This window comes from Paenibacillus sp. LK1 (assembly GCF_002750415.1).
Taxonomy (GTDB): domain Bacteria; phylum Bacillota; class Bacilli; order Paenibacillales; family Paenibacillaceae; genus Paenibacillus; species Paenibacillus taichungensis.
This window is the reverse complement of the sequence record NZ_PEII01000012.1, coordinates 16,056-39,640: the sequence shown is the minus strand read 5'-3', so window position 1 is coordinate 39,640 and position 23,585 is coordinate 16,056. Positions and strand designations below refer to the sequence as shown.

Sequence of the window (23,585 nt, the reverse complement as noted above, 5' to 3'; positions counted from 1 at the left end):
CGATGATCTCACCATCAACGGAATAAAGGCCGCTTTGTGTTACCGTTATATCTAAGTTTAAGCTCCAAGCCTTAACAAGAAAAGCTCCAGTCCGAGCACTTTATCCACTGCCCCGGTCTTCATCTGATAATCCAGTTCACTGAGGTGACTCAAAATCAGCCTCAAACGTTCTGCCTGAAACTTGCGAGCCTGTTCACCAGCAATTTTAACAGCATACGGATGCAGACCAAGCTGGCTGGCAATTTGCTGTTGGGAGTAACTCTGCTGCCCTAACTCTTTTACCTGAATCATAATTCGAAATTGACGGGCAATCAAGGCAGCAATTTTGATTGGTTCTTCACGCTGCTTCAGCAACTCATAAAAAAGACCCAACGCTTTCTCCAGCCTCAAGTTAGCAAGCTCCTCCACCAAAGCGAACACATTCTGCTCGGTACTTCGAGCCACCAGTGATTCGATATCCGCGCGCTTGATCGTGCCTCCGTTACCAGCAAACAAACATAACTTGTCCACTTCCGCAGATAACGTCTGAAGGCCTGTTCCTGCATAGCTCACAAGCGTGTCAGCCGCTCCAGCCTCAAAAGATACATCCCGCTGCTTCGCCAGCTTTACAATCCAACCCAGCAACTCCTCCCCACTTAGTGGAGCAAATGCAAGAACAACAGCTTGTTTCTTCGCTGCCTTCACTAATTTTTTACGTTCGTCCAGTTTATCCCCTTGAGCCAGAAACACAATCGTACTATAATCTGCCGGATTGTCCATATATGTAAGCAGTCGATCAATCTGGTGATCAATTTTGGAATCCTTGCCTGCTGTAAACAAATTAGCATCGCGAACGATAATGAGTTTACGTGGAACAAGAAAAGGAACCGTCTCCGCTTCTTCAATGACAACCTCCACAGGTGTCTCAGAGAGATCATATGGAATGATCGCAAATTCTCGGTGCTCTTCTTCAATCACCTGTTGTTTTAACATATCCGTAAATTGCTGTATCTGATACTTCTCCGTTCCGTACAGCACATATACCGGAGCCGTTTCTCCATTACGTATTGCCTTTGTCGCACTCTTTACATCCATCACGGTGCCCCCTTATCCCTCTTATCCTACCAGAAAACGTGACAGACAACAAAGGGGCCTTACACCCGGTTAACGGATGAAGGCCCCCTGTCCTACATCTATATAAACGCGGACACCAACAATTCTAGAAAAAGCTGGTGCGCGGTCATACGACGTCAGTTATGCCAACTGAGATAGGACGTTGTTATTACTTTCAATATATTCTTGATACAACAGAAATGTTCGGCAAGTTATTGAGGCCAAACGTATAATTTACAGCCTATTTGGCAGAGGTTCCGCTTGAGGCAGTGGACACGTTAAACGATTTTTTCACTGTTGTTCCATCTTGATCTGTTTCGTAATTAAATACAGCGCTATCCTGAGACCAGCTCGCAGATTTTAGTGTACCCTCCACATTACGTTGCTCAACCAGATTTAGCACATCCGAGTCAGCGGCAGGTTTAGAGTAAATGCTGATCTGATCGCCGAGCAGCATGACCAGATAGGAGCCATCGGGTGATTTCCATTCTTTTGGAGTCGTGGTGGCAAGTGCACCTGAATCGGTGGCCGTCAATCCTTTATTTCCTCCCGCAACATCCATACCTGTCTCGGAATCAGGACTCGTCAGGCCCTCTGTCGGCTCTTCTACCTTAACATCAGGCATATCCTGAGAAGTAGTGAATGATTGTGCATCCCCATTTTCAGGCTCTGTTGCTCCGCTCTCAGTAGAACCTCCCGAAGGTCCAGTACTGGCTCCTGAATCTTGACTTTTTTGCTGATCAACACTCTTGGTACTGTCAGCAGGATTAGAACTGGACGGGGCGTTTTTCGTTGCATCACTCTTGTTCAATTCTGACCCTGTATCCGGCTGTTTAGAAGTTTGTTCTTCCTTCAATTCAGGTTCCTGCACCTTCTCTGAACTGTCTTCTTTAGGACCAATCTCTTGAGCTTGTTTATCTTCAGCGGATGGCTGACTTTCCGAACTATCAACCCAGACACTGTTATCGCTCTGTAAAGAGGAGGAAGAATCTTCATTGTTAATCTCTCTGCTCAGTGGATTTTGATCCTCATTCCCGCCTTCTTGAGTACTTCCAGTGCTCATCATCACTTCCGCATTCTCAATCTTCTCTGGTTGATACCCAAAAATGGCAACGCCCAGTACAACTGCTGCTGCTGCTGCACCCATGGACATACGGCCTGCCATGGAATTCAACCATTTTTGCTTCGGTTTTCGCTCACTTGAACGCTGTAAATTCTCAAACGCAGCAGGGACAGGACTCATTTCCTGTATGGTACTGCTTTGTTCCCTCTTTGCTTCGTCGATTGCATCCAGTTGCGGCATAATGGCATCAACCAGACTGAATCTCGGGGTTACCTGCGGCAAATCTTCCAGTTCTCTGGAGAGAGCTCTGAGCAAACTAAAGTTTTCAGCGCACTCCGGACATTGGGCCACATGCTGTAGCATCTGCGCAGTTTCCGCCTCGCCCAGATCATGATCCAGATACCGGTGCATCCATTCCACCACCTCTTCGCATTTCATCCTGTCACACCACCTTTCTGATACTCCTGTAGTAGATTCTGTAATTGCTGTCTGGCTCTAAATAAATAAGATTTAACCGTATTCAACGGAAGATCGAGGCAATCCGCAATTTCGTTATAGGATAAGTCCTGCAAATATCTTAGAACAATAACGGTACGATGATGCTCAGGCAACTTGTTAATAGCATCCTGAATATCCTTTGCCACATATGTGGACATCACTTCGAATTCCACATCCTGATTGTCCTGAAAAACCATATCATGCTCGTCAATGGAGACGGAGGGCTTGGTTCTTCTGAATTTATCAATACAGATATTCGTGACGATGCGCTGAACCCATGTCTTAAACTGGGCCTTTTCCTCATATGAATTAATCTTGGTGTAAATTCGGATCAACGCTTCCTGAGCAGCATCCAAAGCGTCTTGTTCATTATTTAGAATGTAATATGCGGTTCGATAAACATGCTGTTCAATGTCCCGCAATAGGGTAATTAGAGCGTCGCGATCGCCCGATTGAGCGGCTCTGATGAGTTCCGGCTCTACCACAAAGGATCCCCCTCTCCCTGCAACCTTACAGACGTGACCATCAATAAAATTGTTGCAAAGTTAAGTATTTTTTTTAGATATCATAAAGTAAAACTTCAGAGATACCGCGTCCTGATATCGCAAGAAAAACTTCCACTAAACGCGGTCTGTTCCCCTGGGGTACGTGGATAGACGTTTTTCTTATATTGCCATAACAAAATAACGGCTTATGTATTCGGGCCGCTGAAATCTTCTCTTAGAATAACAGAAATTGCATAACGAGTCATCAAGCCAGCTCAAAAGTCATTCCAGTACTTACACGACTCAATTTAATGACAATGGCATACATTATAGCTAACCACACTTATAGCATTGAAAATAAAAAAATTCAAATTTCGTACAAATTTAAGCTCATTTTAATGTAATTTTCATGAAAACAGTGTATTGTAAATTTACATTCATAACACGAGGTGATGAGCATGCCAGCTCTTGCAAAAATTCAAGCGTTAAAAGAACAAATGCCCAAAGAATATCAAAGCATATCCCATTTTGTGGAACATGCGTTGCAATCTATCGATACCCTGGTTGAAGAACATCGGAAATACACCGCTGCACAGGCATTATACGGCGATAAAATCGTCGGATCGGAAGAACGCTTGTACAGAGAAACCGTGCTTGATGTTCGCGCACAGCTCTTGCTTACGCTTGAGAAAACTGTAGAAGATCTGTTGCACAAAGGTGACAAACATTGGAGTAAACACTTTAAAGATGGCGTTGAATAATTCATTGTTATAAGTCATTCCAAATGAGCCCGCTTTCCGGCATTCTCCCCGAGGAGTATCCGGAAAGCGGGCTTTTGGTTTTATTCTTTGAGCATATGAAGTGCTTCATACAGAAAATTAATAAATCACAATAAGATTGTGGATTGGGACAGTGTAGATTTCACCTTTATTAAGCGAACATGATTAACGCAGTAGTATTACATATTTTACACGAAATTTTACATTAGTTTCACATAAACAGCATAATTAATCCCGCTTTATAACTTAAAATAGAAAATATAGGTCCGTATAGAAGCGAAATCAGACAACTAACGGAAAATCGGGACACTATTTTTATAGTAATTCGAGCCGCACAAACGAAATAGAGTCCACAACGGTGCAACAAAATTTATAAGCGGATATGAGGCAGATTTATGAGTTTGAAAATCTTCTTAAAATACTTCCTAGGATTTTTTCTACTCTGTAGTCTATCATTTATTGTATTCAATATGATAATACGCCATAAAACATGGGATGAAATCGATCACACGATTAACTTATTCAGTGCGACTATAATTAGCTTAATAGTTGCTATTTCAAAAGCAAGAGAGTAATCCATTTTAGCCAACTCTCACAAAAATTCATGATTCATCCATCCTCAACTTATAACACACATCAATCTCTCCATCTTTGATTCTCATCTGAATTTCCCCCATTCGATCAGTTCGATAGATCTCTGTACCCGATTTTACAAGACGATCAAGCACACCAGGATTAGGATGTCCATATGTATTGTTGGCCCCAGCAGATATCACGGATGCGGATGCATTCCAATACTGTAACCAAGCTTCCGTTGATGATGTTTTGCTACCGTGGTGTGCAACTTTTAATACATCTATGGTGACAGGAACCTCCTTATGATTCTCCCCCGAGTGACGTGTGAACATCTCCTGAACAGTACCATCTGCTAATGCAGCATCTGCATCGTACTGTCCAAACGAGGCTGCAAGTGATCCATCCTGAATCATAAAGAGCAGATCCTGCTCGGCTGCAGCATCCATGTCTCCCGTGAACAATAAGGAGGCGCCTGCCATCTCCAGCAAAAAGACAACCGAATCATGATTCTGATGTTCTGAGACGGGCAATCTTTCTCCTGTATCCTTCGCCTTCTCCAGATCCGGATATATAAAATGTAGTCTGGTCTCCCCATCAGGAGAGTAGGACATCCCTTGGCGAATGGCATATAACGGTATCTGCTTGTCTATAGCGGTATCCAGCAATTTCTCAAAATTGGCTGTACCACTGGTTGTCCCATTAAACATGAACCGTTCCACCGGGATCTGTTCGAGCACAGCCTGTAATCCCCCAGCATGATCCTGATCGGCATGGGTTACGATTACGGCGTCCAGCCGATGAATTCCCCGCTTTTTTAATAAAGGAACGACCACCTTGGCCCCTACTTCGTATGGATCACGTCGTGTCTTCCAGGATTGTTCTGACTTCCCGAACTGGACTGTACCTCCACCATCGACCAAAATATGTTTACCCCCAGGTGTTGTAATAAGTGTACTGTCCCCTTGTCCGATATCCAAAAACTGCACCACGCCTGTCCCCGCAGGCTGCGGTGTCCGGTAAGCCCACCATAATTCCACCACAAAGCTGAGAGCTAGTAGCGCACACATCCATTTGTGGAAGACGTTCATCCGTTCACCAGAGTAAAAACCCGCCCCTCGAGCAGCAAATGCACTGGTATATTCCGGCCAGGCAATACTTGCACTTAAGGTTGTCATCGAACCAGGACTAGCCTCACGTCCACCTTTGTTTAACCCTTGTGATGATACATTAGACAATCCAGACAGCCCCAGAGCCGCTTTAGGCGCCCCCCCAACATATCGGCGATTCAGCGGAGCCGTATCCTCTTCTGTGCCCTGAACTGCAGGTTGGTCACCTCGGCCGCGATGAAGGACCCTCAAAAGTGCATAGAGAACGGCATAATATGCTGCAATCCATAGTAGCGATGGGGTAGCCCAGATCAGCACAAAACCAGGCAAGCTGTTCATCCACTCCACACTTACAAAGGTCAATTTGTTCAGCATAATAGCAATCCACGCCAATGGTTTGGCTAGAGGCATCCAAATAAACGATAAAAACAGGGCAACCGTTCCAAGAGGAAGTACAATGGCACTGATCAAAGATACAAGCAGGAAGTTAGCGACAAATGAAAGCAGAGAAAACTGGTTGAAATACAGAATCGTGACCGGAAACGAAATGAGCTGTGCTGTTACCGTCACAGAAGCTGTTGCTGCAAGGCCCTTGGGCCAACTGCTAAATATCCGATTAATCAGTGGCATGTAAATCATTAGTCCAGCTGTTACCAGAAAAGATAGCTGAAAGCTCACGCTTAATAAAAAATACGGGTTCCACCACATCATCAACAACGCTGCTGCACTGATCATCTGCAATCCATCCCGCGCAAGCCCGCGCCGCGCCATATACAAACCAATCATGGACATGATACCCGCACGAATGACCGATGGCGAACCGCCAGACAACAGTACATATGCAGGTATTAGCAGTAACACAATAGTGAGCGAGGTTTCTCGGGTTAACCTAAGCCAAGATAAAAGGAGCAGCAGCGATGCCACATAAACCGCGACATGTGTTCCGGAGATCGCCAATATATGAGTTAAACCAAGCTGTGAAAATTGTCCATATGTATCCGGATCGATATCATTAGCCATCCCGATAATCAGACCTTTCATATAGCCCGCATGAGGTTCGGGAAATATCCGTTCTACCGCTGCGCCAAGCTTATGCCTAACGATGTCATTCCACCGAAGGATGTTGAGTTTCCCCAGCCCTTCAGGCGGAACGGTGGTTACTGAACTGGCCCCCTTCACTTTAAACAACCAATGGATATGAAGAGTTCGTAAGTAATTTCGATAGTCAAACCCACCAAAATTTCTGGCTTCGCCGGGAAGCGTAAGCGCTCCCGTCAATGTGATCGAATCTCCTCGCTTCCACCCCGCTGCTACTTGCTGTTCTTCTTCCTCAGCCAGGCGAACTTGGACCATTAGACGTTCCCTCACGTTAGGCGCAGTTCCCGCTTCCGACACTGTTGCTGTTGATGCATCGGATAGCGGAAGCATCGACGTGGCTAGCATTTCAAAATCGGCCCGATCCCCATCTATGCGTACATCCGACATAAGGGTTCCTTCGAATGTAGCTGCATAACCGTCCAAATCCTCCGCAGCCGTATGTTTGATATCGGGCAGACTGCTCCGATTCCGCGCATCATTCCATTCCCAGTGCACAGCACCGCCAACGAGTGCCCCGATCAGCAACAAGATGGACCAACCTCGTATATCAATCCATCGTAGTAAAAGAGGCAGACAAACGAATGCCCCGATCAATCCCACGATCAAGGACCAACCCGATAATGCACATGCCATCCCGCTACCGCATAACCAGCAGACGGTAAATACCAGTAAAGGTCTGCCTTTCATTTTCTTCCCCTCCTTTGTGTCACCCGTATGAACGCAGAAAAACCCCCGGCAGCTGATACAGCAACCGGAGGTTCTTCCCCGCAAATTTGAATATTATTTTGGTTCTAATCACTTACCGTCATCATCGTCTCACGTGGAGGCTGGTAATTTCCCAGCTGACGAAACGTAATGCCTTTTTGCTTCATCATGTTGGTAACCTTGCCTGTATCCTTGGGATATGGGCGATGAAACACGATTTCTGTAATACCGCTATTCGCGAGCATATTGGAGCAAGTCCAGCAAGGTTCATCCGTGACATATACAGAAGAGCCTTCGCGGTCAATTCGATCGGTGAACAAAAGCAAATTCTGCTCCGCATGAATGGTACGAATGCAACGTTGCTTTTTAACCATTTCCTCCTGACCGTCGGTTACCACCAGCTCGTATTCTTCCGAGATCATGCACCCTGCTTCCGAGCAGTCCGGAACCCCCATGGGCGCACCGTTATAGGCTGTCCCAAGCAGTTTCTTCCCCTGCACAAGTACGGCGCCAACATGGCGGCGTGAACAGCGGGAACGGGTAGAGACCATATATGCGATGTCCATAAAATACGTATCCCAGTCTTTGCGTACGTCTGCTGTGCTCATAACCGTTTCCCTCCCCATCTGATGAAAGTTGAACCCATACCTCTTTCTTATGTCATTTCCAATTCAACTTATATCCTAATATTTAATATTGCGTGATTACCTGATCTGCACATAAGGAGCCATTTTCTCCAGCATCTTCATTCCGATTCCTTTCACTTTGGTCAGATCGCTGACTTTGGTAAAGGGACCATGCGAATTACGATAATCAATAATGGCTTGCGCCTTTTTCTCCCCAATTCCAGGAAGGTCCATAAGCTTCGCTGCCGGAGCTGTATTGACATCAATTTTACCATTGTCGACAGCTTCATTGCTCACCATTGCTTGGTTATTGTCTGTTGAAACAACCGCTGCCTCGGATTTCGTTTGTGTCCCATCAGTAGGAGTATCCGTTTGCTTAACTGCAACTGTCTGATCCACTGCAACTGTCTGATCAACCACTTTCCCTGCTGTGGCATCAACCAGATTAGTCTCTACAGGGGCCTCTGTTGTTAACGGTCTCTGTTCTGCATCGGAAGCTTTCGTTTGTTCCTGAACCAAAGTAGCCGACTGTACAGCAGGGGTTTCCTGCTCTATCGTCGGCTTCTCGGTGGCGAGCTGCATAGGTTCCCAGCCAGAAGGCGGCTGTTCACTTTTGCCCGACCATAATATTAGTATACATCCGACCACCGCAGCAGCAATGGTCATCCCCTTGTTCCATCTCATCTCTTCCACACCTCTCCCTGGATTCAAAATAAATCTATTCTGAACACGGGCGGTGCTTCCGAACCGTTGGACTTGCCTGGTAAACCAAGCTGTACTATTTTCATGTCATGTGAAGCAGGTCCTGACGCATACACTAGAGGGAAAGAACTGCGCCATTACCGTAAAGCATGAAAGGAGGCCTGAACAATGAAGGTTGGATTTATCGGAACCGGCAGCATGGGCAGCCTGCTGATCTATGCCTTGATTCAATCCGGTGCACTTGAGCCACGGCAGATCGCCGCCAGCAATAGAACCCCTTCCAAAGTACGGCAGTTATCCCTCCGTTACCCCGGTCTGCATGAATCACAGAGCAACCGGGAAACCGTCATCCGCAGCAATATCATCTTTTTGTGCGTGAAGCCACTTGAATTCAAACATGTCATTGACGACATCCTGCCTGTCGTGAATCCCAATCATATAATCGTCTCGATCACCAGTCCCGTGCAGCTGCGCCATCTGGAATCTTCACTTCCTTGCAAAGTCTCCAAAGTTATCCCCAGCGTTACGCACCAGGTCGGCAGCGGAGCGTCCCTGTGTATTCACGGTGAGCGAATGACTACCGAAGACCGCGCTGTGCTGGAAGGGATGCTCAGTCATATCGGCAGACCCTATCAAGTGGATGAAGCCTGTACCCGGATCACATCCGACTTCTCCAGCTGCGGACCTGCATTCATATCGTTCTTTCTGGAGCAATGGATCGAGAGTGCCGTCAAGCTTACAGGCATCAAACGAGCCGACGCCTGCGCTCTTGCCGGCGAGATGCTCCTGGGAACAGGCAAGCTGCTCACCGAAGGAGGATACACCCCGCAAGAACTTCAGGCTCGCGTGGCTGTACCTGGCGGCATCACCGCACAGGCACTTGCCCTGCTAAAGGTAAGTCTGAATGGTGTTTTTGACAGTCTGATCCAGACGACTCACGACAAATATGATGAAGATTTGTTGAAGCTGGATGAACTATTCAAAACCGGTGAGATTAACCGGCAACAATATTAACGAGTTTGCCTGGAACGGCAATGACCTTGCGAATGGTCTTGCCTTCCAGTGCCTGCTTCACAGGTGCCAGTTCCATTGTAAAGTCCTGCATGCCCTGTGCGTCCAGATCCTTCGCGATCGTAGCACGGGTTACAATTTTGCCATTCACTTGAACAACAATCTCCACTTCGGCATCCACCGTCATGGACTCATCATACTCAGGCCAAGCTACATAAGAGATTCCACCATCATGACCGAGACGGCTCCACAGCTCCTCTGCCATATGCGGTGCCAGCGGTGACAACAGCTGTACAAAGTTCTCCATGGCTTCACGCGGCAGCGTATCTGCTTTGTATGCATCGTTGATGAAGATCATCAGCTGGCTGATCGCTGTGTTGAAACGCAGATGTTCCAGATCCTCTGTAACCTTTTTGATTGTCTTGTGTGCAGTGCGCTTGAACTCATCAGTTCCACCATCGGCTGTGATCTTGTCATGGATTGCACCTGTATCTTCGTTGATGAACAGACGCCATACACGTGACAGGAAGCGATGCATGCCCTCAACCCCGTTAGCGTTCCACGGTTTTGTAGCCTCCAGAGGCCCCATAAACATTTCATACAGACGCAATGTATCTGCACCGAATTCATTAACGATCTCATCCGGGTTAATAACATTACCACGGGATTTACTCATCTTCTCATTGTTGGTTCCCAGGATCATGCCTTGGTTGACCAGTTTGTGGAACGGCTCTTTGGTATGCACCACACCCAGATCATACAGCACTTTATGCCAGAAACGAGCGTACAGCAAGTGAAGCACTGCGTGCTCTGCTCCCCCGATGTACAGATCAACCGGCAGCCACTGCTGCTGTTTCTCTTGAGAGATCAGTTCCTTGTCATTGTGCGGATCGATAAAGCGCAGGTAATACCAGCAGCTACCGGCCCATTGTGGCATTGTGTTCGTCTCGCGACGTGCTTTCATTCCCGTTTCCGGATCTACGGTGTTAACCCATTCCGTAACATTCGCCAGTGGTGACTCTCCAGTGCCCGAAGGTTTGATCTGGTCAATATCCGGCAGCAGCAAAGGCAATTGATCTTCCGGCACCGTCTTCATCGTTCCGTCTTCCAGATGCAGAATCGGGATTGGCTCACCCCAGTAACGCTGACGGCTGAACAGCCAATCGCGCAGACGATAGGTGACCTTGCCTTGTCCCTTACCGTTCTCTTCCAACCAGGCGATCATCTTCGCAATAGCTTCTTCGTTGTTCAATCCGTTCAGGAAATCGGAGTTCACATGCGGTCCGTCTCCGGAATACGCTTCTTGTGTCACGTCGCCACCCTGTACAACCTCGATGATGTCCAGACCAAACTGTTTTGCAAACTCCCAGTCACGAGCGTCATGTCCCGGAACGGCCATGATCGCCCCTGTCCCGTATCCAGCCAGAACATAATCGGCGATCCAGATTGGCACCTTCGCTCCATTTACCGGATTGATTGCATAAGTTCCTGTGAACACACCCGTTTTGTCTTTAGCCAAATCGGTACGTTCCAGATCGCTTTTGCGAGCAGCCTGTTCCTGATATGACTTGATTGCTTCACGCTGTTCAGCAGTTGTAATGACTTCCACCAGCTCATGCTCAGGTGCCAATACAGCATAACTTGCGCCAAACAAAGTATCTGCACGTGTCGTAAACACTTTGATGACTTCTTCATGACCCTCAATGGCAAAAGTAACTTCCGCCCCGGTCGATTTGCCGATCCAGTTGCGCTGCATATCCTTGATACTTTCCGACCAGTCCAGCTCTTCCAGGTCTTCCAGCAAACGCTCTGCATATTCCGTAATTCTCAATACCCATTGGCGCATCGGTTTACGAACGACCGGATGTCCACCACGCTCACTCTTGCCATCGATAACTTCTTCGTTCGCCAGTACTGTACCCAAAGCTTCGCACCAGTTCACAGGCACTTCATCTACATAAGCCAGGCCTTTATTGTACAACTGGATGAAGATCCATTGCGTCCATTTGTAATAGTCAGGGTCTGTTGTACTGATCTCACGATCCCAGTCATATGAGAAACCCAGTGATTTGATCTGGCGACGGAAATTGTCAATATTGCGGAATGTAATATCCCGTGGATGCTCACCAGTATCCAATGCATGCTGCTCAGCAGGCAGGCCGAAAGCGTCCCAACCCATTGGATGCAATACATTGAAGCCGCGCATACGTTTGAAACGGGATACGATATCCGTTGCCGTGTATCCTTCCGGGTGACCTACGTGCAGGCCTGAGCCGGATGGATATGGAAACATATCCAAGGCATAGAACTTCGGTTTAGCCGGGTCCTCACCCGTTTTAAACGTTTTGTTGTCATCCCAGTATTGCTGCCAACTTTTCTCCATGTCTTGTGGCTTATAGCCGTGTTTCGGCTGTTGATTCTCACTCATCTATTGTTCCTCCTCTGGTTATTCGCTTTTATTGCAACAAAAAAACCTCAGCATCCCGTAGCGTTTGCAGCGCTAGGGACGAGAGGTTGAATTCCCGTGGTACCACCCTAGTTAGCGGACGATCGTGCTTCGTCATCCACTCCCTTTGGACCTGTAACGGCGGTTAACCGATGCGGATTTCCATTCCTGAACCGGAGTGTTAATGAGTCGGTTGCAAGATGGTGTAATCACCGCATTTCTCCAAGGCGAGTTCGTGAAATACTGTCAACCGACTTGCACCAACCGCCGGCTCTCTGTCATGTACAGGACTCACTACTGATCCTTATCATCGAAATATGTATACGATATGATCGGAAACATTATATAAAAAAACAGCATTAAAGTCAATATTACACTGTCTGTTGAGTATAAGCAATGCCATGCATCAGTATACACATTAAGACGACTGGAATCGCTTGATTCCTTCTTCTAGGTTATCAATCGACCACTGAATATGTTCCTTGTTATCGTATTGACGATATGGACACTCGATTCTCAGCGCCAGATCAAAGTACAGATCATATAAACTTCTTCTTTTTCGTTCACTGTCTGTTGTAACTGCTCTACCATAGCCTTTGAGGAATCCCGGTGTATTATTAAAATGACTGAAGTAGTGCTCCATCAGAGGATCTGCCCAAAGGGAACGTTCGAAATCGATAATGGCCGTGATCTGCCCCGCCTCCACCAATACATTCCCATCCCACAAATCCCAATGCACAAGCACAGGCTCTTTGACATCATCCAGCACATCCGATTTTTCTTGAATCAAACGCTCCAGTTCCTCATAACGAATCGAAAATTCCACACCCGCTGCTCTGCTATCTCCCAGCATATCATCCATTAGGCAAAGGAAAGCTTCTCTCCACGTCGTATAATGCGGTTTCTTTGAGGAAAAGTAACCAAACTTCTCTCCTTTAATTTCATTGATTCGACGATTGTGGGCACCCAGCTGCTGCTCTATGGATTCCTGCTCTTCTGCACTGTACTGATCTTTGACTTTGTTATACGGCGTTCCTGGCATGTATTCCATAATAAAATATTCTGCCGGAACCAGGGTGAGCGATGGATCGTAGGCCAATACCCGGGGAACGGGTACATCCTGAAGTTCTGCCACAAGTCGTAGTGCCTCAACCTCAGCAACCATAACTTGCTGTTCACAGCGCATCAGCTTAACGCCATTAGAAGGAGCTATTTTGAGTACAACCTTCTGTCCGTCTTTCTTGGTGATAAAGTAAGCGTGGTTTGCCCAGCCGTCGATCATCTCTTTGTATTCTTGGATACCTGTGTTAAAGTGCTGCTGCACAATTCTGTCTAATTGTTCGGAAGTCAGCCTTGTTTTGTATGTACTTTCCATTCTACACCCCACCCGGAATTAAATTTTCAGGATTCTACTAATTAGAAAACGTTTTCCATCCAACTATTATGGCTTCCTTTAACCCTACTGGCAATAACTTTTATTACATATAAAAAAACATTCTTATAGACAAAGAACTGCCCTTATACATCATAAGGACAGTTCTTTATCATACTCCTATTTCACGGCTACATAGAATAGACGCTGTGCGCCTTCTCCCGCCTCTTTCCACTCAAAATCAGCATATACACGTACATCTCTGAAGCCGGCCTTCGTGAGCTCCAGCTTCATCCAGTCCGGATCATACGCGCGCTGAACATGAACCTCTTCAAACCGTTGGTACATATCCTTGCCGCTCTCAGCCACACGTGAAAATATACTTAGATGATGCTCAATCTCACACCGATCTTGATCCATATCACAGGTCCAAATATACGATACGGAGCGTTCGTCCAACACAAATGGTTGCTCTTCTTCGTATCGAATAAGGGTATTCGGATGATGTACATCGAACAGGAATGTGCCCTCCGGCTTTAGCATCTCGTAAGTACGCTGAAAGGTACGAACGACATCCTCTTTTTCAAGCAGATAATTCACGCAATCACAGAACGATATCACCGAGTCCACAGGCTCCGGAACTCTCCAGTCCCGCATATCCTGCTGCACCCAGCGGACACTGCCTTCCCGATATAAGCGGTGGCCTTGAGGTGTGGCCTCCATTTTACTTCGCGCAACAGACAACATGTCCGCCGACAGGTCAATACCTGTAACTTCAAAGCCGGAGTTCACCAGTGGGATCGTAATTGAGCCGGTCCCACAGCCCAGTTCAGCCACACTTTTCGGCATGCCATGCCGTTCCCAAGCCGTTCTCGCAAACCTTATCCAGTCCGGATAAGGCATATCCTCCATTAATTCATCGTACACATAGGCAAATTTCCGGTAAGACATGTCAGGCACCGCACTTTCAATTTCATTTTCAAATCTCATTTGAACAAAAGAAAAAGCAGGGGCGTCCGGAGTTCACCCAGCCTTGCCCTGCCTTTACTTGTGGATTCAAGCGCATACTTGATCCATGATACCTGTTTATCTACTTGTCCTCGTTCTGATCCTGAGGTACAGACTCTGTCAGATAGGTCCAGTTTTCCTTTTGAGTTACCAGACCGTCCTTCATCAGTTTGCCCAAGGCCCGTTTGAAAGCGGATTTACTAATACCAAAGCGCTGCTTGATGATGTCCGGCGGGGTTGCATCCGAATACGGCATGCCGCCCGTAGGGCGTTCTTTCATGAAAGCTAGCAGCTTGTCTGCATCTTCATTGCGACCAACTTCTTTGAGAGGAGACATCGCCAGATTGACACGTCCATCTTCACGGACCATAGTTACCCGGCAGTTTACCTTTTCACCCAGACGCAGCATCCGGTTACGCTCCGAGGAATGGATCATGCCAATGGCTCCAAATCCCAGCACTCCACCTTCAACAAGTACAAACGTACCCATCTGAAGTGTCTTGTACACCGTAGCTTCAACCCATTGATTAACCCATGAGGTTGGCGCATGGAAAGACAATGGTGCAAGCTCACGTTCTCCGGCCAATTTCGCACGCAAACGTCCCTGCTTGTCATGTTCCATAATAACAAAGACTTCATCGCCCACCTGGGGACGCAGCTCTTCCAATTCAGACAGCTCACGAATCGGGAGCAGCAATTGCCGCCCAAGCCCCATCTCGAGGAAACAGCCGAGGCGTGGGTGAATATCAGCCACAACCAGACGTGCCATTTCACCAAGAGTGAGATATGGTTTTTTCATGGTTGCCGCAAGGCGATCTTCCGTATCAAAGAACAGAAAGACCTCCAGCGTTTCTCCAATTTTCACGTCCCGTGTGAGCTCCGTATAGTGAAGCAGTACATCTTCCGATCCTGTCGTCAAAAAGTAGCCAAATGGAGACACTTCACGTGAAACCGGCAAGTTGACGACTGTTCCTGCGATCAAACTCATACCGTTTCCACCACTTTGGCATCAGACCACAGTCGTTCAATGTTGTAATACTCACGCTCGTCGCGGTGGAAGATATGAACAACCACATCACCCATATCCATCAATACCCAACGTGCCGAATCCATACCTTCGATGCCTTTGATATTCACGCCGGCAGCATGCGCCTGTTTACGAATCTCTGTTGCAATCGCCTGTACCTGAGTATCGGAATTCCCGTGACAGATAACAAAATAGTCCGCTACCAGCGAGATACCAATCAGATCCAGTGCTACAATGTTGGATGCTTTTTTATCGTCAGCGGCCGCAACCGCCATATTCATAAGTTCTTTCGATGATACTGTCATGAACCAACCTCCATAATCTAATCTATAAATGTGCAATCAAGTCATTCCGCGACAACATGGTCAAAGGGTAAATGACACGGCGCTGCGAGATCAACAAGCTGATCGTTGAGTCAAAACCGGCAATTAGACCTTCTTCCAGACTGAGCTCAGCCTGTTCGCGAATATGATTTACTCCCGGGAAATCTCTTCCCGGTTCAATATAATCCGCAAGACATACCACTTTATCCAGCAGGCTCATGCCTACTCGACCCGAGGTATGCCAACGAATAGCATTAATAATTTCGGCATCATCGATGCCGTAGTCACGATCAGCAACAAAAGCACCCACTTCGGAATGCCAGAGTTGCTTGTCATGCTGCAAAAGTTCTTCGTTCAAACCATTATCACGGATGACCGCTTCCATCTCAGATACGGGCCAATACTTGGCCACATCATGCAAGATTGCTGCCAAATCCGCTTTTACAGGATCAGCACCATATTTTTCAGCCAATAACACTGCCGACTCCATGACACCCAGCGTATGCTTCCAACGCTTCTCTGGCATTTGACCGGAAACTGCGCGGATCAGTTCGTCACGGCTTAGTTCCATATAAACCGCTCCTTACAATGTATTGGTGCACCTCATCAGGAATCATGAAACGTACCGAATGACCTTTGGCAAGACGTCTGCGTACGGCTGTCGATGATATGTCCACTAGGGGCATCTCAGCCAACAATACCCGATCCTGCAACGCGTCCGGCAGGTCATCCAGATGTAACTGGAATCCCGGTCTTCCCACACCGATGAAGGTTAAACGTTCGGCGAGCTCTTCGATCTGCTCCCATTTGGGAAGATAGTTCACCATATCCGCTCCAACAATGAAGTAAAATTCATGCTGCGGATAGCGGCGCCAAAGCTCCTTCATGGTATCAATGGTATAGGACACACCGCCAAGTTCCATCTCGATACCCAGCACCTCATATTGCTGCACACCTTTCACAGCCGCTTCCGTCATATCGAGACGTTGCTGTCCCGAAGCTCCGGCGCCGCGTTTGTGAGGTGGAACATGGGAAGGCATGAACCAGATCTCATCCAGTGCATGCGAATCCCTTGCCGCTTCAGCTGCCAGGAGGTGTCCCATGTGGATCGGATCAAACGTACCACCCATGATACCGATCTTCACCCGCGTCACACTCCCTTATCTAGGTAGTTCGATTTGTTTGTTATCGCGCGATTCTTTGTACAGGATGATTGTGTTACCGATGACTTGTACAAGCTCACTACCCGTTTCACGGGCAACTTCTTCGGCCATCTCTTTTCTGTCCTCGTCATTGTTGTTGAGCACTTGCACTTTCATCAATTCGCGCTTCTCAATCGCATCTTCGATGTGACGGAACAGGTGCTCATTCGTTCCCCCTTTGCCGATTTGAAATACAGGGGTCAGATGATGTGCCTGTGAACGCAAAAAGCGCTTTTGTTTACCGTTTAACATGAATACTCCATACTCCTTATGGTGAGCAAGCCTCAGCAACAGCACAATGACTGTCGGGGCCTGACCGTTCAATTATATTTTTACAATATTAAAAACTGTCTAACACAGCTCGCCGCATCGTCTCCACGGGCGCCGGGATGCCGAGCCAGTGCTCGAATGCTACCGCACCCTGGTATATAAACATACCAAGACCACCATGCACAGTACATCCACGCTGCCTTGACTCGCGAAGCAGGCGTGTTTCCAGCGGATTGTAGATAAGGTCGCTTACTGCTGCGCCTGCTCGAATGAGTGCAGGGTCAACAGGCACGTCATCTACATGCGGATGCATGCCTGCGGCTGTCGTGTTAATCACGATATCTGCCGAAGCCAGTACCGCAGCAGCCTCTTCCATTCCACTACCCGTGATGTCGCCCAGTCCATGAGCCCGCAAATCGGAAGCAAGGGCTACGGCTCTGTCGGCAGTACGGTTAAGAATACTAATCTGTTCAGGCTTTTCCAAAGCAAGGGCGTATATCACACCTCTCGCTGCTCCGCCAGCCCCCAGTACAGCGATACGTTTGCCTGCGAGTTCAGGAACAGCTTCTTCCTTCAAGGAACGCACATAACCGATGCCATCCGTATTATACCCGGTCAGCTTGCCTTCTTCATTAACAATGGTGTTCACCGCGCCAATCAGGCGTGCACTTTCATCAATGACATCAAGATACTGCATGACCTGTTCTTTGTGCGGAATGGTTACATTCACACCACGATACCCCAGCGCCACAATGCCTCGAATGGCTGATTCCAGCTGCTCGGGACGAACATGCAGTGGCATATACATTCCATTCACTCCTGCAGCCTGCAGAGCCGCATTATGCATGGCAGGCGATTTGGAATGTGCAATAGGATCACCCATGACGCCAAGCAGGACAGGTAGTGAAGGATTTGTTTTTTTCTGTTCCGACATACTTCCGCCTCCGATCTGATGAAAATGCTACTGTGATTACATTAGATCAAGGATGGGCGGATCAATACACGAATACCTTTTGGAGCATGAACAGCTACAAGGGCCCCATTCTCACCGTTAACCTTAATCCAGCCCAGTCCGGAAATGAATACATCCGACTGACTACCACGTTTGATTCGGAACTCATGTCTGGTCCATTCAGGCATATCTGCTGCATCTTCACGCGTTGGTGGAGACAGCAACTCACCCAGATGGTCACGATACAAGTCGTCTGCACGTTCCAACTTCGTCCGGTGAATATCAAGCGCAGTGCTGATAAAACATGTGAAGGACTGACGATCTCCTTCTACAAAGTCAAAACGAGCCATACCGCCAAAGAACAGCGTCTGACCAGAATTCAATTGGTAAACGGCCGGTTTAAGCGGTTTTTCCGGCATAATGGCAGCCAGATCCTTACGGGATACAATCTCACTGAAACGCCAAGGGTATACAATTCCCGGTGTATCAATAATAGCTTTTCCATCGTCCAGTGGAATATTAACCATATCCAGCGTTGTCCCCGGATAGCGGGATGTTGTGAGTTCCTGCTCGAGATCACTGTAGTCACGAATCAGACGGTTAATCAGTGTGGATTTACCCACATTGGTACCACCAACCACGTATACGTCACGATCTCCGCGATACGTCCCAACAAGCTCAAGCAGTCGGTCGAAGCCCTGATTTTGCTTCGCACTGCACAGAACGACATCTACCGTACGCAAACCTTGTTCTTTGGCCTGTTTCTGCACCCAATTGCGGACCTTGTTCCAGTTGGTTACTTTTGGTAGCAAGTCCGTTTTGTTTACGGCAAGCAATACCGGATTGTTGCCTACAAAACGCTGCAAACCAGAGATGATACTGCCATCAAAGTCAAACAAATCAACGATATGGATGACAAGTGCATCCTTATCCCCGATTTTGCTCAGCAGGGCCAGGAACTCGTCCTGATCCACTGTAACGGATGATGACTCATTGTAATTTTTGATACGGAAACAACGCTGGCAAATGACGGGTTCACGATCCAACGCTTTTTCGGGGATAAATCCTGGTAATTCCGGGTTTTCCGTTTGCAGATGCACTCCGCATCCGCTGCACCTTACGGCAATATTGCCGTTATGCGGTTCTGTCATTTCTTCTTTTCCTCCTCAAGCCATAAGCCTTTCTTGCGCAAACTCGTTAGAGCAATCCGTTCCACGCGCCGATTGAAGCGGGTCATGAAGCCTTCATCTCCGATGGAGATTGGCAACACCAGAACCGTATAAAGTCCCAGTCGATTACCTCCAAAGACATCTGTAAGCATCTGATCGCCTACGACAATCGTTTTTTCAGGAGTTAACTCCATCATTTTCATTGCTCTACGAAACGGAACATTCGATGGTTTGCGTGCACTATGCACAAACTGGATATCCAGTGGCGTCGCAAACAGGGATACACGATTCAAATTGTTATTGGACACAATCATGAGCTGGAAACCAGCCTCTTTGACACGTGCGAACCACTCGATCAGTTCGGGCGTGGCGTCAGGAGCTTTGGCCCCAACGAGTGTATTGTCCAGATCAGTTATAATTCCACGGTAGCCTTGAGCGTATAGCTCTTCCAGATTAATGTCAAAAACCGTGTCTACACGCAGCTTGGGCATTAACATTTCAAACAAAGAAGTCACCTCAGTTTCATACGACACACTATATCACAAATCCGTCTTTCCTGAAAATGCATACAGCGCCTGATGGCATAGGAAAAAAGGAAAAACGGGACGGGCGACATTACGCCCGTTCCGCTTTAAGTTCCTTACGCAACTTCGAAGCGGTCTGATAGACGGCCTTCCAGTCGTCCGCAGTTACAGAAGCTGGACTATAGCGAGTCTGTTCAAACTTCGCTAGAAGTTCATGCAATGTCGCTGCTGCAGCTGGTTTCGCTTGGCTCCAGCGAGTTACCGATTCACGAAGTGTCTCGTCGCCGCTCCGAGTTAACCCTTTGCGCTTCACATATCGAATCCAGCGTTCGGTCTCTGCCACTACCTTTTGTTCAGGCGTTAGCGGTCCACCTGTCCGCAGACGAAGCACGAAGAATCGAAGCGAGAGGCGATTTCGCCAGAACATATAAGCCACCCACAATACGATGATGGCTCCCGCAGCCCAGATTACAAAAGTCGGGATGCTGGATGAAGCCTGTTCAGGCGCAGGAGTCTGTTCTTCCTCTTTTACCGGTTCCTCTTCAGGTTGTTCTTCAGGCTCATCTACAGGCTGTACATCTGGTTGTTCCGTGAGCAGCGGCATGTCAAAGCCCGGCGTCGCTTCAACCGGAATCCAGCCATACTCGCCAAAATAAACTTCAGCCCAAGAATGCGCATCTGCATTCGTTACAGTGTAAGTCGTCTCGATCTCGGCCCCAGGTTGGCGAGGGGCCTGCATATCTGAATTCAGCGACAGCTGTCCAGGTGCGTATCCTTTCACCCAACGAGCAGGAATCCCTTCAGAGCGCGCCATCATAACCAGCGCAGTCGAGAAGTAATCACAATACCCTTCACGAATGTCAAATAAAAATCCTTCCACAAAGTCACTGCTTACTTTTCGGGATAAATCCGGATTGTTTGTGTAATCAAAATTTTGTTGTAAATAGTTTTGCAGTAATGCCACTTTTTCATACGGCGTATTTGCTGATGCTGTAATTTCAGCGGCCAGATCCGTCACCCGATCAGGGAATCTGGATGGCAGCTGCAGGTACATATCATCTGCCGGGTTGTTCGTATACAGATCATCAAAAGTTTTGGTACGAAGTTCATCTTCCACAATAACTGGCGCTTCGGATACAATCGTATACGTCTTCGGATATTGCGGTTGCTGACGGTCTGTTACGACATGAAGTTCTGCCTGCTCCGGATTCCATAACATCCGGTCCGAATTCGCTTCACCATTGACAGATGTGACTTCCGAGATGGAATAGGCTCCAAAGAGGATCGGATACACGTTATCATTCAACATCGTCACTTTCTGAGTGACTTGCTTGGTGGTTACATTTCCGGGTTCATCATTCTCCAGAGCTTGTCCCGCTTCAACATCCTCTGTCGCACCTCGTCCGCGATCATCCCAACCTGTTCCCGTATACTCTGCCCGCGTTTCACCACGCCAGTAACTGCGCTCATTGGTAGTGACGGACATGACAGGTGTATAGTCGAAGTTAAATCCTCCGCCAAGCTGGCTGTCTTCCCTGCTGTATCCTGACTCGGTAGCTGTCGGAATGTCCAGTGTTCCGTTGCCTGTCTGACTCCCCGAACTTCCGGTGTAGTTACGCCACGCGGTATAAGGATCAGTAAGGGTAGGAGGAACTTCCGGCATATTCACACTGGCTACGATAATCAGAGAGAATATGATTGCAATGTTCGCCAGAATTTTATAAGGATGTCGGATAATTCGCTTCCACCCTTGTGGATATTGCAGTTGGAAATTACGGAAGTGCTGACATACCAGCCATCCCATTCCTGCAAACATAACCCAGGCGATTTCAATCCAGAGTGGAAACTGGGTAAAAGAGTCCAGAATTCCCATCGAGATAATGTTAATGCCCAGAAAAACGAGAATTCGGCGCGTTGTAGTCACCAGACGTAGGGCAGCTTCAAGCATCACCCACGCGCACAGGGAGAACCAGATGTAAGGTGTCAGGTGCAGCACAAATTGCTCTGTACGCTCCATTAACGTGCCGTAAGGAATATAAACCGTGTAATCAATTAATGTCTTATGCAAAATATATACAAGGACAATCGCCTTGATTATGGTTCGAATCATTATTTTGAAAGGCAGAATAACTTCCAGAATACTGACCGCAGCGAGCGTCCACAGTACCAATGAAGTGGTCTCGGTATACCAGGATTCCTGTGTAAATGATATCCACTGCATGCCAATCAGGAAAATCCAGAGCAACGAAGCTGCATGATACCAGGATCTTCTCCCCAATGTCAGCTCTTGGCCTTTAGTACTCATACACTACCTCCCCCCATAACCGTTGGAAGCTCCTGCAAATGGGAAACGGTAAAGGATCTTGTGCCTCTTCCACGAAGCATCGCATTCCACTCGGAACTCCGGCGGGAATCAGTAGGTTCAATCAGAATATGACAAGGAGTCATCCCCCGTGTGTCAGCCCATCTGAGCAGTTCGAGAACTTTTTCATCTTTCTGGGGAGATATCACTACAAAATACGCGCCTTGAGGAAACTGACGTGACATCTTCTCGACACCTGGCAGCAGCCGATTCTCCTGGCCGTTATATTGGATATCTACCAGATGATGAATCATCTTCTGCCGTTCCATCGGACTTTCGCTGGGAGCAAAAAATGATGTCTTCTCCGACAGTGTCAGCAGCCCCATACCCATTCGTTCTCTTGTACCATATTCCAGCAGCGAAGCAGCCGTGGACACAGCCAGTTCAAAGGCCTCACCATGTTCATAGCTGCCTGACAGCGCATCCAGCACCAGAATCGTTTTCGGTACTGACTCATGTTCAAATTCCTTGGACTTCCACGTTCCCGTCTTAGCCGTTGCATTCCAGTGAATGCGGGAAAGGCGATCCCCATAAACGTAGTCACGCACGCCGTTAATCTGGGTCGTTTCCCTGCGTGAGCGAGTCAAGGCTGTCTGTGGACCAGATAACCGTGATTTGCGGTCATATAGCTGCCAGTACGGTATAAATACCGTCCGCGGCAGCACCCGGAATTCGCCTTTAGCTTTGAACGTTCCCCGATGCTCGATCAGACCAAAGATATCCTCGCTGGCACATTCCGTTTCGGAAAAGACATACTTTCCTCGCTCCAGCGGTGGGGTCTGAAATGACAATTCACCATACCCTCGCATGCTGGGAATGAGGCTTTCTTTGAAAGACCAAGATTCGCCGTTATGCCGATGCAACATTTCGCGCACAACCACATATGGAAGGGGTAAAAATCCCGGGATGTTCAGACTTAACTTTACCTGTACCTGATCACCCGCATGCAGCAGCTCTTCATGATCCTGACCAGAAGAGAGCTTGCGCACGCCATGAGTACGCCGTACACCGCTAAAACCAGCAATTGCAAGGTAAATACACAGTAGAGTCACCATCGACAGCAACATCAGGGAGGTCTTCCCTCCCTGGAATAAAACATAAGCCAAACAGCACATCCACACCGCCGCGATGCTCCATACGCGGGGGTGGCGTATTCCCCTTCTGAATGTACTCAAAAGCGGCTTCATCA

At 47.7% G+C, this 23,585-nt stretch carries 21 protein-coding genes and 1 other annotated feature; of the genes, 2 read left to right on the top strand and 19 right to left on the bottom strand.

Features of this window, described 5'->3' with window-relative positions:
• Nucleotides 1-57: 57 nt before the first annotated feature.
• The 3 genes from holA to CS562_RS24055 form a co-directional block, all read right to left on the bottom strand.
• A complete protein-coding gene (gene holA / locus CS562_RS24065) occupies nucleotides 58-1,074 on the bottom strand; it encodes a DNA polymerase III subunit delta (RefSeq protein ID WP_076288065.1) in 1,017 nt (338 codons plus the stop codon).
• A gap of 259 nt (nucleotides 1,075-1,333) precedes the next feature.
• On the bottom strand, nucleotides 1,334-2,593 hold the full coding sequence (locus tag CS562_RS24060; protein ID WP_099858440.1) for an anti-sigma factor family protein: 1,260 nt from the start codon (nucleotides 2,591-2,593) through the stop codon (nucleotides 1,334-1,336).
• Nucleotides 2,590-3,138, bottom strand: a complete 549-nt coding sequence (locus CS562_RS24055; protein ID WP_024628507.1) for an RNA polymerase sigma factor — start codon at nucleotides 3,136-3,138, stop codon at nucleotides 2,590-2,592. Before CS562_RS24055 ends, CS562_RS24060 begins: the two co-directional genes overlap by 4 nt.
• A 458-nt stretch (nucleotides 3,139-3,596) precedes the next feature.
• Here CS562_RS24055 and CS562_RS24050 point away from each other — a divergent pair, with 458 nt between their 5' ends.
• Nucleotides 3,597-3,899: a hypothetical protein gene (locus CS562_RS24050; RefSeq protein WP_053781298.1), complete on the top strand. Its 303-nt coding sequence runs from the start codon at nucleotides 3,597-3,599 to the stop codon at nucleotides 3,897-3,899.
• A gap of 620 nt (nucleotides 3,900-4,519) precedes the next feature.
• Here the strand turns inward: CS562_RS24050 and CS562_RS24040 are convergent.
• The 3 genes from CS562_RS24040 to CS562_RS24030 all read right to left on the bottom strand — a co-directional run bounded on the left by CS562_RS24040 (nucleotide 4,520) and on the right by CS562_RS24030 (nucleotide 8,712).
• A complete protein-coding gene (locus CS562_RS24040; RefSeq protein WP_257219594.1) occupies nucleotides 4,520-7,384 on the bottom strand; it encodes a ComEC/Rec2 family competence protein in 2,865 nt (954 codons plus the stop codon).
• A 104-nt stretch (nucleotides 7,385-7,488) separates the two neighbouring features.
• Nucleotides 7,489-8,010, bottom strand: a complete 522-nt coding sequence (locus tag CS562_RS24035) for a deoxycytidylate deaminase (protein ID WP_076288061.1) — start codon at nucleotides 8,008-8,010, stop codon at nucleotides 7,489-7,491.
• Between the two features lie 96 nt (nucleotides 8,011-8,106).
• Complete coding sequence (locus CS562_RS24030; protein ID WP_076288060.1) at nucleotides 8,107-8,712, bottom strand: ComEA family DNA-binding protein; 606 nt, start codon at nucleotides 8,710-8,712, stop codon at nucleotides 8,107-8,109.
• A 186-nt stretch (nucleotides 8,713-8,898) separates the two neighbouring features.
• On the opposite strand from CS562_RS24030, the gene comER reads away from it, so the two are divergent.
• The gene (gene comER, locus CS562_RS24025) at nucleotides 8,899-9,744 is read left to right on the top strand and encodes a late competence protein ComER (RefSeq protein WP_076288059.1); all 846 of its coding nucleotides are present in this window, start codon (nucleotides 8,899-8,901) and stop codon (nucleotides 9,742-9,744) included.
• On the opposite strand, the gene leuS is transcribed toward comER, so the two are convergent.
• The 13 genes from leuS to CS562_RS23960 all read right to left on the bottom strand — a co-directional run bounded on the left by leuS (nucleotide 9,725) and on the right by CS562_RS23960 (nucleotide 23,583).
• Nucleotides 9,725-12,169, bottom strand: coding sequence for a leucine--tRNA ligase (gene leuS / locus CS562_RS24020; protein ID WP_099858438.1), 2,445 nt, complete (start codon nucleotides 12,167-12,169; stop codon nucleotides 9,725-9,727). The two genes, comER and leuS, sit on opposite strands and share 20 nt — an antisense overlap.
• Before the next feature lie 71 nt (nucleotides 12,170-12,240).
• Nucleotides 12,241-12,507 (bottom strand) — a binding site (T-box leader).
• Between the two features lie 98 nt (nucleotides 12,508-12,605).
• Complete coding sequence (locus tag CS562_RS24015; RefSeq protein WP_099858437.1) at nucleotides 12,606-13,562, bottom strand: phosphotransferase family protein; 957 nt, start codon at nucleotides 13,560-13,562, stop codon at nucleotides 12,606-12,608.
• Nucleotides 13,563-13,739: 177 nt separating this feature from the next.
• A complete protein-coding gene (locus tag CS562_RS24010; protein ID WP_076288056.1) occupies nucleotides 13,740-14,510 on the bottom strand; it encodes a class I SAM-dependent DNA methyltransferase in 771 nt (256 codons plus the stop codon).
• A gap of 139 nt (nucleotides 14,511-14,649) precedes the next feature.
• Complete coding sequence (locus tag CS562_RS24005; RefSeq protein ID WP_063567272.1) at nucleotides 14,650-15,555, bottom strand: CvfB family protein; 906 nt, start codon at nucleotides 15,553-15,555, stop codon at nucleotides 14,650-14,652.
• Nucleotides 15,552-15,899, bottom strand: coding sequence for a ribosome silencing factor (gene rsfS / locus CS562_RS24000; protein WP_072734522.1), 348 nt, complete (start codon nucleotides 15,897-15,899; stop codon nucleotides 15,552-15,554). The genes CS562_RS24005 and rsfS overlap by 4 nt, the downstream gene beginning before the upstream one ends.
• 22 nt (nucleotides 15,900-15,921) lie before the next feature.
• Nucleotides 15,922-16,488, bottom strand: a complete 567-nt coding sequence (yqeK, locus tag CS562_RS23995; RefSeq protein WP_099858436.1) for a bis(5'-nucleosyl)-tetraphosphatase (symmetrical) YqeK — start codon at nucleotides 16,486-16,488, stop codon at nucleotides 15,922-15,924.
• Entirely contained in the window at nucleotides 16,472-17,062 is a 591-nt protein-coding gene (locus CS562_RS23990) for a nicotinate-nucleotide adenylyltransferase (RefSeq protein WP_072734524.1), read from the bottom strand. The genes yqeK and CS562_RS23990 overlap by 17 nt, the downstream gene beginning before the upstream one ends.
• 15 nt (nucleotides 17,063-17,077) lie before the next feature.
• Nucleotides 17,078-17,371, bottom strand: coding sequence for a ribosome assembly RNA-binding protein YhbY (gene yhbY, locus CS562_RS23985; protein WP_063567269.1), 294 nt, complete (start codon nucleotides 17,369-17,371; stop codon nucleotides 17,078-17,080).
• A gap of 88 nt (nucleotides 17,372-17,459) precedes the next feature.
• Nucleotides 17,460-18,323, bottom strand: a complete 864-nt coding sequence (gene aroE, locus CS562_RS23980) for a shikimate dehydrogenase (RefSeq protein WP_076288053.1) — start codon at nucleotides 18,321-18,323, stop codon at nucleotides 17,460-17,462.
• Nucleotides 18,324-18,364: 41 nt separating this feature from the next.
• Nucleotides 18,365-19,492, bottom strand: coding sequence for a ribosome biogenesis GTPase YqeH (yqeH, locus tag CS562_RS23975; RefSeq protein ID WP_024628522.1), 1,128 nt, complete (start codon nucleotides 19,490-19,492; stop codon nucleotides 18,365-18,367).
• Nucleotides 19,489-20,016, bottom strand: coding sequence for a YqeG family HAD IIIA-type phosphatase (locus tag CS562_RS23970; protein WP_076288052.1), 528 nt, complete (start codon nucleotides 20,014-20,016; stop codon nucleotides 19,489-19,491). Before CS562_RS23970 ends, yqeH begins: the two co-directional genes overlap by 4 nt.
• 109 nt (nucleotides 20,017-20,125) lie before the next feature.
• Nucleotides 20,126-22,339, bottom strand: a complete 2,214-nt coding sequence (locus tag CS562_RS23965; RefSeq protein WP_099858435.1) for a transglutaminase TgpA family protein — start codon at nucleotides 22,337-22,339, stop codon at nucleotides 20,126-20,128.
• A complete protein-coding gene (locus tag CS562_RS23960) occupies nucleotides 22,336-23,583 on the bottom strand; it encodes a DUF58 domain-containing protein (RefSeq protein WP_099858434.1) in 1,248 nt (415 codons plus the stop codon). The genes CS562_RS23965 and CS562_RS23960 overlap by 4 nt, the downstream gene beginning before the upstream one ends.
• Nucleotides 23,584-23,585: the final 2 nt, after the last annotated feature.

Excerpts from the sequence above, each read along its gene's own strand:
- CS562_RS24005 (WP_063567272.1), bottom strand. The coding sequence starts at position 15,555 with ATGAGTTTGATCGCAGGAACAGTCGTCAACTTGCCGGTTTCACGTGAA.
- CS562_RS24050 (WP_053781298.1), top strand. The coding sequence starts at position 3,597 with ATGCCAGCTCTTGCAAAAATTCAAGCGTTAAAAGAACAAATGCCCAAA.
- CS562_RS24015 (WP_099858437.1), bottom strand. The coding sequence starts at position 13,562 with ATGGAAAGTACATACAAAACAAGGCTGACTTCCGAACAATTAGACAGA.
- CS562_RS24040 (WP_257219594.1), bottom strand. The coding sequence starts at position 7,384 with ATGAAAGGCAGACCTTTACTGGTATTTACCGTCTGCTGGTTATGCGGT.
- yqeH (WP_024628522.1), bottom strand. The coding sequence starts at position 19,492 with ATGACAGAACCGCATAACGGCAATATTGCCGTAAGGTGCAGCGGATGC.
- holA (WP_076288065.1), bottom strand. The coding sequence starts at position 1,074 with ATGGATGTAAAGAGTGCGACAAAGGCAATACGTAATGGAGAAACGGCT.
- CS562_RS24035 (WP_076288061.1), bottom strand. The coding sequence starts at position 8,010 with ATGAGCACAGCAGACGTACGCAAAGACTGGGATACGTATTTTATGGAC.
- rsfS (WP_072734522.1), bottom strand. The coding sequence starts at position 15,899 with ATGACAGTATCATCGAAAGAACTTATGAATATGGCGGTTGCGGCCGCT.
- CS562_RS24060 (WP_099858440.1), bottom strand. The coding sequence starts at position 2,593 with ATGAAATGCGAAGAGGTGGTGGAATGGATGCACCGGTATCTGGATCAT.
- yhbY (WP_063567269.1), bottom strand. The coding sequence starts at position 17,371 with ATGTTAAACGGTAAACAAAAGCGCTTTTTGCGTTCACAGGCACATCAT.
- yqeK (WP_099858436.1), bottom strand. The coding sequence starts at position 16,488 with ATGGAACTAAGCCGTGACGAACTGATCCGCGCAGTTTCCGGTCAAATG.
- CS562_RS24010 (WP_076288056.1), bottom strand. The coding sequence starts at position 14,510 with ATGTCTTACCGGAAATTTGCCTATGTGTACGATGAATTAATGGAGGAT.
- leuS (WP_099858438.1), bottom strand. The coding sequence starts at position 12,169 with ATGAGTGAGAATCAACAGCCGAAACACGGCTATAAGCCACAAGACATG.
- CS562_RS23965 (WP_099858435.1), bottom strand. The coding sequence starts at position 22,339 with ATGAGTACTAAAGGCCAAGAGCTGACATTGGGGAGAAGATCCTGGTAT.
- aroE (WP_076288053.1), bottom strand. The coding sequence starts at position 18,323 with ATGTCGGAACAGAAAAAAACAAATCCTTCACTACCTGTCCTGCTTGGC.
- CS562_RS24030 (WP_076288060.1), bottom strand. The coding sequence starts at position 8,712 with ATGAGATGGAACAAGGGGATGACCATTGCTGCTGCGGTGGTCGGATGT.
- comER (WP_076288059.1), top strand. The coding sequence starts at position 8,899 with ATGAAGGTTGGATTTATCGGAACCGGCAGCATGGGCAGCCTGCTGATC.
- CS562_RS23960 (WP_099858434.1), bottom strand. The coding sequence starts at position 23,583 with ATGAAGCCGCTTTTGAGTACATTCAGAAGGGGAATACGCCACCCCCGC.